Annotated in this window: 12 protein-coding genes; 4 read left to right on the forward strand and 8 right to left on the reverse strand. The window is 40.8% G+C overall.

Features of this window, described 5'->3' with window-relative positions:
- The coding region (locus tag AABI99_RS03830) for an Ig-like domain-containing protein (protein WP_338363500.1) at positions 1-2882 on the reverse strand (2882 nt) is incomplete at its 3' end.
- 347 nt (positions 2883-3229) lie between these two features.
- Here AABI99_RS03830 and AABI99_RS03835 point away from each other — a divergent pair.
- Positions 3230-4465, forward strand: coding sequence for a TMEM143 family protein (locus AABI99_RS03835; RefSeq protein ID WP_338363503.1), 1236 nt, complete (start codon positions 3230-3232; stop codon positions 4463-4465).
- 75 nt (positions 4466-4540) lie between these two features.
- Here AABI99_RS03835 and AABI99_RS03840 read toward each other — a convergent pair whose 3' ends face one another.
- From AABI99_RS03840 to AABI99_RS03860, 5 genes are all read right to left on the reverse strand, one after another.
- Entirely contained in the window at positions 4541-7675 is a 3135-nt protein-coding gene (locus AABI99_RS03840; protein WP_338363505.1) for a CusA/CzcA family heavy metal efflux RND transporter, read from the reverse strand.
- Between the two features lie 8 nt (positions 7676-7683).
- Complete coding sequence (locus AABI99_RS03845; RefSeq protein ID WP_338363507.1) at positions 7684-8931, reverse strand: efflux RND transporter periplasmic adaptor subunit; 1248 nt, start codon at positions 8929-8931, stop codon at positions 7684-7686.
- A gap of 2 nt (positions 8932-8933) precedes the next feature.
- Positions 8934-10190, reverse strand: a complete 1257-nt coding sequence (locus AABI99_RS03850; protein ID WP_338363509.1) for a TolC family protein — start codon at positions 10188-10190, stop codon at positions 8934-8936.
- Positions 10191-10338: 148 nt separating this feature from the next.
- Positions 10339-10647 (reverse strand): hypothetical protein, encoded by a 309-nt coding sequence (locus AABI99_RS03855; protein WP_338363511.1) that lies wholly within the window; start codon positions 10645-10647, stop codon positions 10339-10341.
- 116 nt (positions 10648-10763) lie between these two features.
- Positions 10764-11057, reverse strand: coding sequence for a metalloregulator ArsR/SmtB family transcription factor (locus AABI99_RS03860; RefSeq protein WP_338363513.1), 294 nt, complete (start codon positions 11055-11057; stop codon positions 10764-10766).
- A 242-nt stretch (positions 11058-11299) separates the two neighbouring features.
- Between AABI99_RS03860 and AABI99_RS03865 the strand changes: the two genes are divergently transcribed.
- The gene (locus AABI99_RS03865; protein ID WP_338363514.1) at positions 11300-12268 is read left to right on the forward strand and encodes a permease; all 969 of its coding nucleotides are present in this window, start codon (positions 11300-11302) and stop codon (positions 12266-12268) included.
- Here the strand turns inward: AABI99_RS03865 and AABI99_RS03870 are convergent.
- Positions 12265-13092 carry a helix-turn-helix transcriptional regulator gene (locus AABI99_RS03870; RefSeq protein WP_338363516.1) on the reverse strand — a complete coding sequence of 276 codons (828 nt, stop codon included), beginning with the start codon at positions 13090-13092 and terminating at the stop codon, positions 12265-12267. The genes AABI99_RS03865 and AABI99_RS03870 overlap by 4 nt on opposite strands.
- A 112-nt stretch (positions 13093-13204) precedes the next feature.
- Here AABI99_RS03870 and AABI99_RS03875 point away from each other — a divergent pair, with 112 nt between their 5' ends.
- Positions 13205-16303, forward strand: coding sequence for a beta-galactosidase (locus tag AABI99_RS03875; protein WP_338363518.1), 3099 nt, complete (start codon positions 13205-13207; stop codon positions 16301-16303).
- Positions 16304-16380: 77 nt separating this feature from the next.
- On the opposite strand, the gene AABI99_RS03880 is transcribed toward AABI99_RS03875, so the two are convergent.
- Entirely contained in the window at positions 16381-16836 is a 456-nt protein-coding gene (locus AABI99_RS03880) for a DoxX family protein (protein WP_338363520.1), read from the reverse strand.
- A gap of 278 nt (positions 16837-17114) precedes the next feature.
- Between AABI99_RS03880 and AABI99_RS03885 the strand changes: the two genes are divergently transcribed.
- On the forward strand, positions 17115-18161 hold the full coding sequence (locus AABI99_RS03885) for a 7TM-DISM domain-containing protein (protein ID WP_338363522.1): 1047 nt from the start codon (positions 17115-17117) through the stop codon (positions 18159-18161).
- The last annotated feature ends 24 nt before the right edge of the window (positions 18162-18185 follow it).

The raw sequence follows: 18185 nt of genomic DNA on the forward strand, positions 1-18185 counted from the left end.
GTTGTGATTTCTGCTGACTTATCTATTTCAACAGTGTCTCTTGCTGTTGCTTCATTACCTGCGAGATCAGACACCTCAGCGTTGGCAACTATATCACCATCGTTTAAAGAGCTTGCATCAATAGGCGCAGTAACATATTCACCATTTTCAACAATTGCTTGAACTACTACGTCTGGATTTATACCGTCTCTTAGGCTAATTGTTACAACCTGGCCATCTTCAATACCAGTTACTGTACCACGCACTACAACTTCTTGGTTTTCGTTACTGCCATTAATAACCGAATCAGCCGTTTTATCAATACTCGTTGTTATTGCAGCCGTTGTGTCTATTTCAACATTATCTTGTGCACTAATTGGATTACCGGCTGCATCAGTAACCTCTGCAGTAGCGATCATCGTGCCATCATTTAGGCCAGTTGCGTCTATTGGTTCAGTAACATATTGCCCATTTTGAACTACAGCTTGAGTAATTACAGGAGGATTGATGCCATCGCTCAATGTAACAGTAACTATTTGGCCATCTTCCACATCTTCTACAGTACCGCGTACAACCACACCTGCATTTTCTGCTGAATTTACATTATCTCGAAGATCATCGTCTTGACCGTTAATGACTCCATCATCTGTTTTATCTATTGACGCGGTGATTATTGCGCTATTATCTAATTCAAAACTATCTTCTGCTATTGCGGTATTGCCTGGCGTATCTAACACACTTGCTACTACCGAAATATCACCATCATTAAGTGCTGAAATATCCACACCTGAGAGCGCATAACTACCATTTTCAACAATTGCGGTAACAACCACTTCATTGCCTACAGAGTCTGTAAATACGATGGTAACTTCTTGGCCATCTTCTACATCATTTACTAAGCCACTGAGCGAAATGTCGGTATTTTCAGAACTGCCATTTATAATGCCATCTTCGGTTTTATCGATATTAAGAGTTAACGTGCTTTGTGTGTCTTTTGAAAAAGTAACCTCTTGAGTGGCCTCGTTCCCAGCTGCATCAAAAATGCTTATTTGCGCTGAAATTTCGCCATCTGCTAACGATTCAATATCGCTGCTAATTTGCCAATTGCCATCAGCATCAACCTCTGTAGCTACAACTACTTGCTGATTATTACTATCCGTAAAAGTAACGGTAACTAATTGGCCTGGTTCAATATCTGTAACCGAACCACTAAGCTGTACATTACTTTGCTCGGCGCTATTAATAACCCCGTCAATATCTTGTGTTACTAAGGTTGTAGCAACTGAGCTGTCATATTGGGCTTCATCACTAGCGCTTGCTGGGTTTCCTGAAATATCTTGAGCAGTTGCATTTGCGCTAATAGTGCCATCATTTAACGATGAAATATCAACGCCGGTTATTTCATAACTTCCATTAACAACAATTGCCGTTAATGTAATTGGAGGGTTAACACCGTCACTCAATACAACAGTAACTGTTTGCCCATCTTCAATACCGGTTACTACACCTCGAACCGTCACATTATTTTGTTCTTCACTGTTTATAACACCATCTTGTGTTGAGTCTATTTCGACGGTGAGCTGTGCGGTTTTATCATGTGAAATTACTTGGGAAGCGGTACTTTCATTACCTAATAAGTCTTGTGCTTGCGCTGTTGCGGTGATCTCCCCATCACTTAACGAAGAAATATCAACTTCTAGTTGGTACTGGCTATTTTCAACAACAGCCTCAACGGTCACTTCATTACCATCAACATCTGTTAGGGTAACTAAAACTGTCTGACCGCCTTCAATACCTTCAACTGTTCCGCTTACCCGCACTATGTTTTCTGAGTTATTAATTACGCCGTCTTCGGTTTCATTTACTTCAATTGTGATTGTTGCAGTTGTATCTTTAGAGAACGACTTTTGCGTTTGAGTATCATTACCTGCAATATCAATAGTACTGACTTGTATAATGTAATTTCCATCAGGTAAATCAGCAAAAGGTTCAGGGCCAACGCTCCACTGACCATTTGTTACTGTAGCCTCATACGTTGCAACGGGGTTACCTTGCGCATCAAAAATGGTTACTGTTACCAGCTGCCCATCTTGAACATCAACTACTTCACCTTCAAAATCGATAGGTTGATTTGTATTTAAGCCATCTTCAAAATCAATAAAAATATCTGCTTGAGTATCTTTTACTTTAGTTTCACTGGCTGCGTCATCTTCGTTACCACCAACAAGCGATACTGTTGCAGTCACTTCACCATCGTTTAATGCAGTTATGTCAATATTAGTAACAGACCATATGCCATCTTGAACTTCAGTAGTGACTATAATTTCATTACCGTCTGAATCGCTTAAAATTATTTGCACCAACGACCCATCAGGTACATTTTCGACGGTGCCCGAAAACTCCAAAGCCACCGCATCGTATTTATTGATAAAGATACCGTCACCACCAAGCTGACCTACGGTGAAAATAGGATCAGGGGTAAACTCAAGAAAATCCGGATCTTCTTCCTGGCCATCTGCAACAGGTGTGGTTTCGTAACCAGACTCAGGTACAAGCTCTTGACCCTGGCGGGCTATAAGCTGAAAAACTGCTTGAGTATCATTTGCATCGGTTGATGATAAAGAGGTAACACTGTTAGTATTGCTCAAAGGGTCAAAAGTACTGTTTTGACTTAAATCGGATGCAATTTGTGTAATAATATCCTGAGGTACAGTAATCTGCTCACTCGCTTCAGAAAAAACTAGCTCATCCCCTTCAAGGGTAACATCGCTACTGTTTAGTACAGGTAAGTCGGCAAGCTGTTCTGGTATAGAGTCTACCTTGACCCAATCGCCATTATCCATAACAACCCAAACATCACTTAGTAGTTCGACAATAACAACAGCTTTACTTATATTTTCCAAAGTGAATATCCTAAATAATTAATGAGTATAAATGCGAGATGCCCCTAGAAAGGGGCTAGATAGCTATACGATCTATTTTTTGCAACAAAAAATCAACAAAAAACAATACTTATTATTGACCTTGGTATAAACCAAAACCAAAACCAATAATTTATTATTAATAACATAGCAAATAAATCAAACTAAACAACTATAAAATTGTAATCGTTACATATACATAACGATCTCGGTTGTGAATTGGATTCAAAAAAATTGGTTTATTTATGATGAAATCTCTAAGTTAGCAATTTTGTTAGTAATAATTTAATATTGATAAAAGTAGTTACTCCTGTGAATTAGTCAAGCAAATGCAAAGTGCGCGTTTTATTCCCTTTCGAAAACAAGATATTGTTGATATGTGTAGTGATGAGTTGGCCAACGGCTCAGAGCAAACGTCGTTTAAACAATTTTGTGATTTATTAGCAAGTCTTATCCATTACGATTATCACGCAACTCTTGAGTCACTTAAAAATAACTACGCACCCTTTGATCCTAATAGTGATACACGCTCTTTAGCACCCGTATCGAAAGATCAAAAAGCGCAGTGCCAACGCGAGTTTGCAAAAGACTTTGCTAAGGTGTTAAACGCCGCAAATTTTGAAGTAATAACCAATCAAGATTTACAAGATGCATTAAACGAAGAGTCACTATTTAAAGTTCGTCTTGAGATGGAGTTTGACGACTTTGAAGAAGTGGTTTTTTATCGCCGTGGCGAGTCACAACTCACTGAAACCCTAACTAGCTTTTGGGGGCTTCGCAAAAAAAAGCTGCACTTTACTAATTACGACCGTGTTGCGGTGTTTATTCGTTTTAAAGATAAAGCCTACTTTGAGGCTAAAAACAAAACGCCTTTAGGATTTGAGCCAAGTTCGACCATAGTTAAACTGTTTCAAAATGTACCCAAAGCCGATCTTGAGATGCTATTCCCTAATAGCGAAGTGCGTATGCGCCCAATTGATAAAGTGATCATTGGCTCATCAGCTTTAATTGGCGGTGCCGTGGTTTTAGTAACAAAGCTTGGCGCATCTATTTTGTTATTAATTGCGCTTTTGGCTTTTTGGGGCGGCTTTAGAAGCGAAGCCGTAGAAATGACCCAGCAACACTTTATTACCTTTGCAATTGGTATGGGAGTATTTGGCAGCTTTATTTTTAAAGAGTGGAGTAAGTTTAAAAACCGTAAAATTAAATTTATGAAAGCGCTCAGCGATAATCTTTACTTTAAAAACCTCGATAATAACGCCGGTGTTTTTCATACCCTTATAGACGCCGCCGAAGAAGAAGATATAAAAGAAGCCCTACTTGCCTATACGTTTTTACTAAAATCTAAAAACGGCCTAAGCGTACAAATACTTGATGAGCAAATAGAGGCGTGGTTTAAAACAAAGTATAAATGCGAACTCGACTTTGAAATTAGCGATGCCCTTGAAAAGTTGGAACATATGCATTTAGTCACTTGCAGTAATGAGGTGTATAACGCAATCAGTTTAGCGCAAGCAAAAACCGTTTTGGATGAGCGCTGGGACAATCTTTTTCAATATAATTAACCTGCTAAGTTTACTTAACAATAAAAAAGCAGCTTTAATGTCAGCTGCTTTTTACGTTATATATTAAACAATCAATTAACTAAGTGGCTTGTTAAACTTTGCATGCACTAATTTATAAAGTGCAGGTAATATTACTAGCGTCAGCAGAGTTGATGAAATTATCCCACCAACCACAACCGTAGCCAAAGGCCTTTGTAGCTCAGCGCCAGTGCCGGTATTGAGCGCCATAGGAATAAACCCTAAACTTGCCACTAAAGCCGTCATTAGTACTGGGCGCAGGCGCGAAAGCGCACCGGTTTGTATCGCGTCTATTAAACCAAGGCCATCGGCTCTTAATTGTTTAATAAACGACAGCATAACCACGCCATTTAAAACTGCTACACCACTTAGCGCGATAAACCCCACACCTGCTGATATTGACAGCGGCATATCCCGTAAAAGTAACGCAAGCACGCCACCACTAAGCGCAAGTGGCACACCGCTAAATATAATTAACGAATCACGCAGTGAATTAAACGCGCTATAAAGCAGTCCAAATATAAGTAACAAAGTAACCGGCACCACCAGCGATAACCGCTTACTTGCCGATTCTAGTTGCTCAAACGTGCCGCCGTACTCAATCCAATATCCACTAGGTAAATTAAGGTCTGAATTTAAAGCCGTTTGCGCATCACTTACAAAACTTGCTAAATCACGTCCTTCTACGTTTGCAGTGACTACAACATTACGCTTACCACTTTCACGGTTTATTTGATTGGGCCCTTTATCAATACTAATACTTGCCACTTCACCAAGCGGTACAAACGCAAGGTCGGGGTTGACACTTTTTGGTACCGCTACAGGCAAACGCGCAAGCTGTGTTACATCGTTTGACCAACGCTCATCTAAACGTACTAATAACGAAAAGCGCTTATCGCCTTCATAAATCAGTCCGGTTTGCACACCACCTACCGCAGCGCTAACACTTTGCTGTATATCGGTTACGGTTAAGCCTAAAAGCGCCATGTGATCGCGAAGCGGCGTTACCGAAAGCGTTGGTAAGCCTTCCATTTGCTCAAGGCGCACATCTGTCGCACCGGTGAGGTTTTGTACCAAGGCTGTGGCTCTTTCACCATATTGTTTTAATGTTGATAAATCATCGCCATAAATACGCACAGCCACATCGGCGCGTACACCAGCTATTAGCTCGTTGAAGCGCATTTCTATTGGTTGGGTAAACTCATAGTTATTACCAGGCACTTCGTTTACTAAATGACGAATTTGTTTAACCAACTCTTCTTTAGGTAAAGCGGGATTAGGCCATTGCTCCCGCGGCTTTAACATTAAGAATGTATCGGCAACGTTAGGTGGCATAGGATCGTTTGCGACATCAGGCGTACCAATTTTTGAAAATACATTGGCCACCTCAGGCTTAGCTAAAATGGCTTGCTCAAGCTCTTTTTGCATTTTTACCGATTGTTCAATACCCGTGCCGGTTATACGCAGCGCATGCATGGCTATATCGCCCTCATCAAGCTGTGGTAAAAACTCAGCGCCCATATTTTTAACTTTAAAGCCAAGTATAATTACAAGCACCGCCGCAATACTAACCATAACCCATGGTAATTTAAGCGATAAACCAAGTAATGGCTTGTAGCTTTTTTTGATACCGCGCATAACGGTATTTTCGCTCTCATTTATTTTGCCACGAACAAATACAGCTATTGCCGCAGGTACAAAGGTAACGGCAAAAATAAGTGCACCTACTAATGCAGCAACAACAGTAAATGCCATAGGCTGAAACATTTTGCCCTCTACACCACTTAATGCAAACAGCGGTAAATACACCAGCATAATAATTAAAATACCAAATACCGCGGGGCTAAATACTTCTTTAGTGGCAGCGGTTACCACATTTAAGCGCTCGTTTAATGTAAGCAAGCGACCTTGTTTATGCTGAGCCAGCCCCAGTTGCCTTAAACAGTTTTCAACCACGATCACTGCGCCATCAACAATTAAACCAAAATCGATTGCACCTAAGCTCATTAAATTACCTGATACCCTATTACTTACCATACCGGTAATGGCAAATAACATACTAAGTGGAATCACCATGGCGGTAATTAATGCACCCGTTACATTGCCAAGTAGCAGCAATAAAATAACAATAACCAGTACAGCCCCTTCGAACAGGTTGGTTTTTACAGTTTCGATGGTTTTATCAACAAGCGAGGTTCTATCGTAAACAGGCTCAACAACAACACCTACAGGTAAACTCAGCTGTACGTCTTTGAGTTTATCAGCCATCGCTTTTGCCACTATGCGGCTGTTTTCACCAATGAGCATCATAGCGGTACCCAAAACCGTTTCTTCGCCATTATAAGTTGCAGCCCCTGTTCTAAGCTCTTTACCAAAGCGAACATTGGCTACATCTTTTATGCGTACAGGTGCATCATCACGCTTAGCAACCACAGTATTGGCTATATCATTAATAGTTTTTAATTGCCCTGGCGAGCGCACTAAGTACTGGCCATCAAAACGCTCAATAAAGCCTGCACCTTGGTTACTGTTGTTTAATTTAAGTGCAGTAATCACATCGCTGAGCGTGAGTTTATAGGCGAGTAATTTTTCAGATATGGGCGCTACTTGGTATTGACGCTCAAAGCCCCCTTGGCTATTGATCTCGGTAACGCCTTTCACCTTTAAAAGCTGCGGGCGAATCACCCAGTCTTGCAGGGTCCGTAAGTCTTCTGCGTTAAAGGGCGTGCCGTCCTCTTTTAACGCGCCTTTTTTGGCATGTACAGAGTAAGTAAAAATCTCACCAAGCCCGCTGGCAATTGGCCCTAAGTTTGGTTCAATATTGGCTGGCAAGTCAGAACGAATACTTTGAATGCGCTCTGATATTTGCTGGCGAGCCCAGTAAATATCAGTACCTTCGTTAAAAATAACGGTTACTTGAGAAAGCCCATAACGCGAAATTGAACGGGTGTAATCAAGCTTTGGAATACCCGCCATCGCGGTTTCAATCAAATACGTAATGCGCTGCTCGGCTTCAAGCGGGGTAAACCCTGCTGCTTTAGTGTTTATTTGCACTTGCACATTAGTTATATCGGGTACTGCATCTACGGCTAAGTTTTGTGTGTTGTATACGCCAAAACCTGCAAATAAAAACGTAAGCGCAAGCACCATCCAGCGGCGTTTAACCGCAAACGTAACTATCGAGTTAATCATGCTCTCTCCTAGTGCGAGTGACTTGCGCCGCTTTTTAATATATCGGCCTTAATTACATAACTGTTCTCAGTTACGTATTCACTGTTTGGGGAAAGCCCCTCAAGCACCTCTACCCACTCGCTGTTTTTAGCACCTAGTTTTACAGGGCGTACTTCAAACATATTGCCGCTTTTAATAAACACACTTGGAGCACCGTTAAACTCTTGTATAGCAGTAGCTTTTACTCGCACTGCAGCGTGTAAGTTAGCCGTGCTAATATCACTATTAACATGCATACCGGGGCGCCAATGGCCATCAGGGTTTTTAAGCTCAATACGCGCACGCGCAATATGACCGCCAGTCATCATGGGCGCTATGTAAAACACTTCACCTTGAGCGCTTAAATGGTGGTGTAAGTCGTACACTGTGGCGTTTTGCCCTACAGCCAGTTTTTCTATGTTTTCAGGGAAGGCCGACAGCTCAACCCATACGGTTTCAAGGTTGACTATTTGCAATAAAGCGCTAGTTGCAAGCTCGCCGCGCTTTAAATATTGCTCACTAATAACACCTGTTATTGGGCTTTTTATGGTGTAGTTTTGCAGCGTTTCGCGATTGGTAATGCTTGCAAGCTTTTCGCCCTTTTTAACGTGTTGACCAATGCTTACAAAAATATCATTCACTAAACCTGTGTAAGGGGCCATAACTTCTACAGTGCCGTCGGCAGTGGGCGCAATCACACCAAATAGCGTATCGGTCAGCTCAATACTGCCCGATTTTGCAATATCAGTTTTAATACCAGCGCGTTCAATTGCTGCTTCGCTTAGTGTTGTGCGCCCTTCTTCTTGTTCGTGGTGGTAGTTAATTTTTTGTCCTTTATAGCGTGCCATTATATCAAGCTTAAAAGAATGCGGTTCGTTTACACTGGCGGTACTAACTAAATAGTTGCCCTCAGCTACAAAGTTTATAAGCTCTGGCTTTTCACCTAAGCGCTGCACATGTATGGTGACATCGAGCTGGCTGATATCAATAGCTTTTTCGTTTTCAAAGGCATATATCCTCAGCTCAGTGTTATTAGCAAAAGGGGTTAACTTAAGCTCTAAATTAAGCTGGTTATTTTTTAATAAAAAGCCGCCGTGCGGGCCTTTTTCTTGATGTTCGTCTTCATGCCCTTCTTCGTGACCACCCGAATGATGATTAGCTGACGCCATTGCTGTGCTGCTAAATAAAGGCAATGTAAGTAGCTGCGCTGTTACTAACGCGAAAAATATTTTATTCATAATTAATGTGTCTCAATTAAAGATTGACCTGTTAAGCGTTCAAGCGTCAGTAATACTTGGTAAAGCTCGCTATGGGTGTTGATAAGTGCGCGTTTGGAATCAAATAAAGCCTGCTGTGCGTCGAGCAATTGTAATACTGATATTTGCCCCTGCTGATAGCTTTTTAAACTTTGCTGTATAAGTGTTTGCGCTTGTGGAATAACTTGCTGAGATAACAGCTGAGCCTGTAAAGTTTTACCCTGGTAATACGCATAGAGCGTGCGTATTTGTTGGCGCAACTGTATACGTAGCTGCCCTTGCTGCTCGTTAAGTAACGTAAGTTGATGCTGCGCTGCCTCAATATTACCGCCATTAGCATTACTTAATTGCAGTGGCATAGAAAACGAAAATACAAACGAGCTAGAATCTGTTTGCTGGTTATATCGCACACCTCCACCTAGGGTTAAATCACTCTGACCATTTGAGCGTTGCAGCGATAAGTTAGCGGTTTGCTGAATATATTGCTGTTGTAACAGTGCAAATTCAGGCGCTGTATTTACCGCATCGAGCAACTCAGCTTCACTTTTAATAGCGGCTAACTGCGACAAATCGCCAGCATAGTAATCACTCACTTGTACCTCTTGCCAAAGCTCATTAAGCGCTAAGCGGGAACGTTTAAACTCGCTTTCTAACATAGCTGTATCTAGCTCTACTTGGCTTAATGCATAGCGCATGCGGGTTACATCGGCACTTGAGACCGCCCCCGCTTTAGCGCGTTTTTCAATTGCATTAAGTGCCTGCTTAACCGTGTTTTTACGCTCGCTATTTAATGCAATTAACGCCTGAAATTTAAGTACTTGGTAATAACGCTCAGCGGTGGTTGCTAAAAGTGCTAACCGGGTATTTTTATACTCAATTGTTTGCGCTTTTATATTTTCAGTCGCGTAATTAATACGGTTTTCACGTTTACCGCCCAACTCAATTAATTGGCTTAAAGCCAGGGTATATTGCGCCCCCGAAAACGCATGGGAGCGATGAGTTCCTAAAAAATTTTCAGCTTCAAAACTCAACTCAGGGTTAGGTGAAAGCATGGCTTGGTTTTTCAGCGCCGATAAAATTTTTTGATGATACGGGTAGCGCTTAAGTTGTATGTTTTGCTGCTCGGTATTTTTAAGCGCTTGCTTTAGCGTTAATACGTTTTGCGGCTCGCTTTTTGCCAGAGCGCTTAGTGTTGGTAATGCACACAGTAGCGCCACCAGCATAAGTGGTTTTTTGTTCATATAGCATGTCCGTTTTAACAAACAGAGTTGGCTTAATCACTATGCCTATTTTAAAAACAAGCGCAATTAAGCAACCTAAATATGTACTTAACTAGCCCAATAGCGCACAAGCGCAGGCAGTTATTTACAACGTGTTTAAAATTAAAAACTAGCTATAAAAATTGGGTGGCGGAACATCTGGCGGATAATTTAAACCGCTATAGCAAGCTGGCTGAGCTGCTTGGCTTTGCTCAGGGCTTATAGGGTGATTTAGCGAACTGTAATAACCACAGTGGCAATGCTGATGGGCATGAATTTCACTAGGTGATTGTGCGTCGTCGTCATTGGTATCGCTATGAGCGTGAATATGCGAGGCATGATCAACTTCTTCTTGTAAATGATACGCAGCAGCATCACAGCTAATAAAGCTGTGTACAAGCACCAAAAGTATCACGACTAAAAAGTAGTTTGAGCGCATCCATTACCTAATTAAATTTGAAGTAGGTTCCTATTTTACAAAGTAGGAACAGCGGCATATTAAACCCGCACGCGTCTTGAGGTCAATAAACAACGCGCAAAACCGTTGATAAAAGTTTACTGGCCTTCGTCTACACAACATTCATTTTGTAAAAAACCAATTACATCGTCTAAGCGCTGGTACATAGCCACGCAATAAAGCGTGCGCCCTTCGCGCCTTTGACTAATTAGCCCAGCGTTAACTAAGCCCGATATATGGTGCGAAAGTGTAGAGCCCGCCATATTGAGCTCCTCTTGTATATTGCCAACACTAATTCCGGTGTGCCCTGCTTTAACTACACGCTTGTATATAGTTAAACGTGTTGGATGGCCTAATTCTTTGAGTGCCTTTGCAACGTCGATAATTTCCATTACAACCTCGTAATTTCTAAATTATTAGAAATAATAACAATTTGAATCTTTAAATACAGCTTTATTAGCAAGTAACCTTAAAAGCTAAAAAATAAAATATTTAAAAACAAGGGTATAAAAATCACTTCCATATATCTAGAAATAAAGTATTGACGATATTATTGCTCATCAATATACTTCCATAAAATTCGAAATATAACTTACTTAACGTAAGTTATACCTTGTGTACTTTGGAGTGCGTTATGAGTAATGAAATGCTAGTTATGGCAAAAGAGGCGTTAGGCATGTTTGCCTTTTTAGCCACCGAGTTAACAATTTTATTTATTGTTATTAGTTACTTAGTAGGTATTTTGCAGTTGTTTATAACACCTGAGAAAATTCAATCTATTTTGAGTTCAAAAAATGGTAAAGGTTACGTTGTTGCTGCTTTAATGGGTGCTATAACACCATTTTGTTCGTGCTCTACCATCCCGTTTTTAAAAGGGTTGTTAAGAGCAAAAGCAGGGTTTGGTCCTATGATGGTGTTTTTATTTGGCAGTCCATTGCTTAACCCTGTGATCATTGGGCTATTTGTTATTACCTTCGGCTGGCAGGTTGCTTTATTTTACTTTTTAGTGGCTATGGTGGTGTCGGTTGTAGCAGGCTACACACTTGAAAAACTTAGTTTTGAAAAGTACGTAAAGCCAGAAGCTTACAGTTTTTCCCCTTCAAGCAGCTGTGCAGAGCCAAGCTGTAGTGAACCTAAAAAAGCAGAGGTAAACTGTGCAACCGGTAGCTGTAGCGAGCCAAAAACTGCACAACCTAATCGTTGGGTAAAAGTGTGGCACGCAACATTTAAAGACTTTAAACAAGTGTTTCCGTACTTGATGTTGGGGGTCGCAATAGGCTCATTTATTTATGGCTTTATCCCTACCGAGCTGATTGCTAAATACGCGGGCAACGGTATGTGGTACGCCATACCTATTGCAGCCATTATTGGTATTCCACTTTATATTAGAGCCGAAGCTGTTATTCCGCTAAGTGCGGCATTAGTTAAAAAAGGCATGGCGCTTGGTTCGGTAATGGCATTAATTATTGGCAGTGCAGGCGCAAGCTTAACAGAAGTTATTTTACTAAAATCTATTTTCAAAAACCAAATGATAGCGGCCTTCTTGTTTGTCATTATTAGCATGGCAATTGGTGCAGGTTTTTTGTATCAAGCTATTTTTTAGGGGTTTATTTTTCTAAATTCAGTGGGTGAAACGCCCACTGATTTTTTAAACCGTTTAGAAAAATTAAATATATTAGGATACCCCACGTAAGCGGCAATATGGGCAACTGGCCAGCGGGTATTTAAAAGCAAATTTTTAGCCCGCTTAATACGTAAATAAATAAGCTGCTGCATAGGGCTTTTACCAAATTGTGCCTGGCATAATCTGTGTAAATGCGCTGCTGAGTAATGAACTTGTTCGCACATAGCCTCTATTGTCCAATCAAATTGCAGGCGCTCTTCTACCTCTAAAAATAAGCTGGTTAATCTATTTTGCCCGCCTATTTGCGGCTCACTTTGCAGCGTAGTGTTTAAGTAGTGGCTTAAAATAGGCATTACGCCTTCACGCAAAGTAGCGTTTGCCTCGCTGTATAAAAGCTCCATAGCTAAATGTAATGGCCCTAACTGCTGATTAGTTAATACCTTAGCGTGTGCTAAATTTAAATGTTGCCAGCGTTTAGTATTTGCAAGGTTTAGCCAAATTACATCCCATTTATCGGTTGCAATTTTTACCTCAAAACTTTGCCGTGCAGGCAATATAGCTAAGCTATTTTCAACCAATGTATATTGGTTATTAGTGGTTTTTAGCGTGCCTTGACCACCCAAAGTATAAAAAAGCGTGTGCTCAAGCGGATTAGTACGTGCAACACAATACTCACCCATTAGATTAGAGCAACCTGCCAACTCTATTTCGAGATTTGGCATTTGCGAGAGTGTACTTAGATCAATAAACCGCTCTGTACACTCTGGGCCAATATCGAGTACATCTACAATGGTGTTACGCATAATTTAAAATGATAGTTTTGGATAAATAAAAGAGAGCTTTAAGCATAACCTCAACGCATTATTTTAGCTATATTTAAGCCACTATAATTGCCACACATGCAATGGGATACTAATGAACTCACTACAGCACATAATTAACCGCCGCGATTGGGAAAACCCTATTTCGGTGCAAGTTAATCAAGTAAAAGCGCACAGCCCACTCAATGGTTTTAAAAGCGTTGACCATGCCCGTACCAACACACAATCACAAAAACAAAGTTTAAACGGCCAATGGGATTTTAAATTATTTGATAAGCCCGAAGCGGTTGATGAATCATTACTCAGTGAAACCCTAAGTAATGATTGGCAAAGTATTCCAGTGCCTTCTAACTGGCAATTAAATGGCTTTGATAAACCTATTTATTGTAACGTTAAATACCCGTTTGCCGTAAACCCGCCATTTGTACCAAGCGATAACCCAACAGGTTGCTACCGCACTGAGTTTACTATTACGGAAGATCAATTAGCGCAGCGAAACCATATTATTTTTGAAGGTGTAAACTCGGCATTTCACCTTTGGTGTAACGGTCAATGGGTGGGCTACTCACAAGATAGCCGCTTACCAAGCGAATTTGATTTAAGCGCGCTGTTAGTTGCGGGCACCAATCGCATTGCGGTTATGGTTATTCGCTGGAGCGATGGCAGCTACTTAGAAGATCAAGACATGTGGTGGCTAAGCGGTATATTCCGCGATGTTAATTTACTTACCAAACCACAACACCAAATACGCGATGTATTTATAACCCCCGATTTAGACGCCTGCTACCGCGATGCCACTTTGCATGTAAAAACCGCGATAGACGCACCCGCTAACTATCAAGTAGCGATACAACTTTTTGATGGTGATCACGCATTGTGTGAGCCTCACATTCAATCCACAAATAATAAGCGCGTTGATGAAAAAGGTGGCTGGAGCGATGTTGTATTTCAAACAATTGATATACAAAACCCAAAAAAGTGGACCGCTGAAACCCCTTATTTATACCGCTGTGTTGTAAGTTTGCTTGATGATCAAGGCAACACAGTAGATGCAGAAGCCTATAACATTGGCTTTAGAAAAGTAGAAATAATTAACGGCCAGCTTTGTTTAAATGGCAAACCGCTATTAATTCGCGGGGTTAACCGCCATGAGCACCACCCCGAAAACGGTCACACTGTAAGCACCGCCGACATGATTGAAGATATTAAGCTGATGAAGCAAAATAACTTTAATGCTGTACGTACCGCTCACTACCCTAATCACCCGCGCTTTTACGAGCTGTGTGACGAGCTAGGTTTATACGTAGTGGACGAAGCGAATATAGAGACCCATGGCATGTTCCCTATGGGGCGTTTAGCCAGCGATCCACAGTGGGCTGGCGCATTTATGTCGCGTTATACACAAATGGTTGAGCGCGATAAAAACCACGCCTCAATTATTATTTGGTCATTAGGTAATGAGTGCGGGCACGGTGCCAACCACGATGCTATGTATGGTTGGTCAAAAAACTTTGACCCGTCGCGCCCAGTGCAATACGAAGGTGGCGGCGCAAATACCACCGCAACCGATATTATCTGCCCTATGTATGCCCGTGTAGATACCCATGTTGCCGATGACGCCGTGCCTAAATACTCTATTAAAAAGTGGCTGAGCCTACCGGGTGAAACGCGTCCGCTTATTTTATGTGAGTACGCCCATGCAATGGGTAACAGCCTAGGTAGCTTTGACGATTACTGGCAAGCATTTAGAGAGTACCCACGCTTACAAGGTGGCTTTATTTGGGATTGGGTAGATCAAGGCTTATCTAAAACAGACGAAAACGGTAAACATTACTGGGCTTACGGTGGCGACTTTGGTGATGAGCTAAACGATCGTCAATTTTGTATAAACGGCTTATTATTCCCTGATCGCACACCACACCCTAGCCTGTTTGAAGCTAAATACAGCCAACAACATTTACAATTTACGCTGCGCGAGCAAGCACCACACCAATACACTCTTGATGTATTTAGCGATTATGTATTTAGAGCAACCGATAACGAAAAGCTAATTTGGCAGTTAATAGAAAATGGCCAATGTGTAGAGCAAGGCGAGCAAGTTATTAACATTGCTCCGCAAAGTACGCAAACGCTAACTATTAATACAAAAACGCTGTTTAAAGCTGGTGCGCAATATCATCTTAATTTAGATGTAGCACTGATTAACGACTGCAGTTTTGCTAGTGCCGAGCATGTATTAAACTCCGAGCAATTTAAGCTTATTAATAACCAAAGTTTAAGCCTTGATGCATTTAAGCCCGCTTTGTTAAACAACTCAAAAAACGGCTCACTTACTATTAGCGAAACAGATGCAACGCTAAGTATTAAAGGCGATACCTTTAAACTTGTGTTTAATAGTCAATCAGGCCTTATTGAACAGTGGCTACACAATCAAACCCAAGTTATTAAAAGCCCATTAGTTGATAACTTTTACCGTGCCCCACTCGATAACGATATAGGTGTAAGCGAAGTAGACAATCTAGACCCTAACGCGTGGGAAGCACGCTGGATAAGAGCCGGTATTGGCCAGTGGCAGCGTACGTGTCGCTCATTTGAAGTTGTCCAGTCAAACAAAGATATACGTATTACCTGTGTATTTAGTTATGAATTTAATAACGCAGTCCAGGCAAAAACAACATGGCTATATACCATTAATAATTCAGGTGAGATTACCTTAAATGTTGATGTACAGCTAAACGACACTTTGCCACCCATGCCACGCATAGGGTTAAGCACAACGCTAAATAAACAAAGCGATACACACGTAAATTGGCTTGGTTTAGGGCCATTTGAAAACTACCCAGACCGCAAAGCGGCTGCACGTTTTGGGTATTACAGCGCGCAACATAATGAGCTACATACACCGTATATCTTCCCTACCGATAACGGCGTCCGTAGTGACTGCCAATTCCTTAGCGTTAATAACTTAACCGTAACCGGTGCGTTTTTATTTGCCGCCAGTGAATATTCTCAAAGCATGCTAACGCAAGCAAAGCACACCAATGAGTTGATAGTAGGTGATTGCTTACATATTCATATTGATCATCAACATATGGGGGTGGGCGGCGATGATTCGTGGAGCCCAAGTACCCATAAAGAATATTTACTTGAGCAAACACAGTACAACTACTCTTTAACTTTTTTGGCTAAATAACATAGCACTTAACTCTAACAAAAATAGCGGCTAAATTAGCCGCTATTTTTTTAACACTGAATTGTTATTTATTACTACTAAGGCAGCGATTTATTCGCTAACTTTTTAGCAATTGCGTTATCAACCGATAAGCTACCTGCACCTTGTACAGCCATTGCAGCCGTTGCAACTAACAAAGTAAGTGCGTATTCATAACCGTTATTACTCATAAACAAACCATTGTTAATGTGTACACTAAAGATCGCAACTAGCATTGTAAACGCGCTGACCACAGCCGCAGGACGCGTTAGTAAGCCCAGTGCTAATGCAATACCACCAAAAAACTCAGCACTGCCTGCCATCATTGCTAACCAATACCCCGGCTCTAGGCCAATGCTTGCCATCCACTGCCCTGTGCCTTCAAGGCCATAACCACCAAACCATGCAAATAATTTTTGCGCGCCGTGCGCAGCTAAAATTAAGCCAACTGGTACACGTAAAATAAGTGCTGCTGCGCCTGCATTTGAATTTAATATTTTTTGTAAAAGTTTCATGTGTTTTATCCTGTGTAAATTTTTAAGGTGTTAGTTTTGCTACCCGATGAACACAGTTTACTATCATCATTTAAAAACATTAATATCAATATTGTTGGTTAATTATAAACACTGTGTTTTTAATAAAATGGCAACGTTAAGGAGGGTTAGACAAAATGCACTTAAATATAAAGATGTCGTTTTTAGAGCTTAGTTTTAACAGCTATTACGCTCTAATCTAATAGCTAAATAGTTTGCCTCTGCTAGTATAAAAAAAGTAGTAAAAATTGGATCCGCATATGAGCTGTAAAAGTATTAGAATGATGTTTCATCCTTTAAATAGCAAAGGACGCCTTTTTTATATTCTCATTGCTTTATTTACACTATTTTCTACTTTTGATTCTCATGCTGACGATATATGTAAAATAAAGCACTTAAACACATCGACCCCTGTCGAACTACTTAAAATAAATTCCACTTCTACGCTTAAAGCTAAACGCGGAGTTAATCAATTCCAAGTAAACTGTTTTGTTAAAAATGGTGGCGTACTCAGTTTTTTACGCCCAGGCCTTGATAGCTTTAGTTTGCAGCAAAATAATACAATAAAAACACCATTAAGATCAGGGCAGCTAGCCTACATGATGGAACCTGGCTCATATATAGCCACAATCACTTTAGAGTCAAAACTTAACTACACACCACGGTTTAAATGGCAGGCAACCCATACTTATTTTGAAAAAGCACAACAGCACTCGCTGATTATGGGATCGTTTTATGGACTGTGTATTACGCTAATTTTTTACGTATTAATTATGGGCTCCAGGCTCAACCAAAGTGTTTTTAAGCTCTACAGTATTTATATTTTTTGCATTGGTAGCTTTATTTTACTTCAGGAAGGACAACTATATTTATTTATACCACAGCATGTATCTGGCGTTATTTTTAACTTATACCTACTAAGTATTGGTTTAACCGTTCTGAGTGCTACATGGTTTATGCTCACGCTATTAGAAACAGCTAAACGCTGGCCTTTAGCAACTAATTTACTCAAAATACTCGCATGCATTGTCATGCTATGCGCAGTACTAAAAATGCTCGTGAATCACTTATTAGTTTGGACAATAGCAGGGCATGTAATGGCGTATTCTTCGTTGTTTATTGTGGCTGTTATTTTTACTTTAGCTGCAATGCAGGCTCGTAAAGGTGTACACGAAGCAACACTTGTATTTGTAGCACTTAGTTTTGTATTAGTAAGTATGATTTTTAGAGTTTTGCTTATCGATCACAGCCCATTTATGCAGCGCTATGGGTTTGTATTAGCCTTTGCGATTGAGTCATTTTATTAGCCGTTGCCGTATCAAGGCGTATTA

It is taken from the genome of uncultured Pseudoalteromonas sp., from assembly GCF_963922945.1.
Taxonomy (GTDB): domain Bacteria; phylum Pseudomonadota; class Gammaproteobacteria; order Enterobacterales; family Alteromonadaceae; genus Pseudoalteromonas.